This is a genomic window from Streptomyces sp. ADMS (genome assembly GCF_033441795.1).
GTDB lineage: Bacteria > Actinomycetota > Actinomycetes > Streptomycetales > Streptomycetaceae > Streptomyces.
The window spans coordinates 1-577 of record NZ_JAVFVX010000387.1 but is presented as its reverse complement, the minus strand read 5'-3'; the positions used below and the strand labels follow the sequence as shown (position 1 = coordinate 577).

Genomic DNA, 577 nt, shown 5'->3' with positions numbered 1-577 from the left:
ACCCCCCGACCGGCCACACCATACGAATCAACGACCCGCGAAGTACGGGTCTAGGAGGTGGCTCCACCCCATGCTCGTACGCGACGCCATGAGCACCGTGGTCCTCACCATCGGCCCCGACCACACACTCCGCCAGGCCGCCGCGCTGATGTCCGCGCGCCGGATCGGCGCGGCGGTGGTCCTCGACCCGGACGCCGGCGGAATCGGCATCCTCACCGAACGCGACATCCTCAACTCCGTCGGCCTCGGCCAGAGCCCCGACACGGAACGAGCCCACGCCCACACCACCAACGACGTCGTCTTCGCCACGCCCACCTGGACACTGGAGGAGGCCGCGCACGCGATGGCCCACGGCGGTTTCCGCCACCTCATCGTCCTGGACGGCGGCGAACCAACAGGCATCGTCTCGGTCCGCGACATCATCCGCTGCTGGGCCCCGGTACGTCGGGCCGCCCGCCAGCACGCACCCGCGTAAACGCACCGAGGGCCGGAGTCCTGATCGGACTCCGGCCCTCGGCCTCAAGTAGCGGGGACAGGATTTGAACCTGCGACCTCTGGGTTATGAGCCCAGCGAGCT

At 69.3% G+C, this 577-nt stretch carries 1 protein-coding gene; it reads left to right on the top strand.

From position 1 onward, the window contains the following. Positions 1-70: 70 nt before the first annotated feature. Positions 71-475, top strand: coding sequence for a cyclic nucleotide-binding/CBS domain-containing protein (locus tag RB628_RS41190; protein WP_318325741.1), 405 nt, complete (start codon positions 71-73; stop codon positions 473-475). Positions 476-577: the final 102 nt, after the last annotated feature.

Excerpts from the sequence above, each read along its gene's own strand:
- RB628_RS41190 (WP_318325741.1), top strand. The coding sequence starts at position 71 with ATGCTCGTACGCGACGCCATGAGCACCGTGGTCCTCACCATCGGCCCC.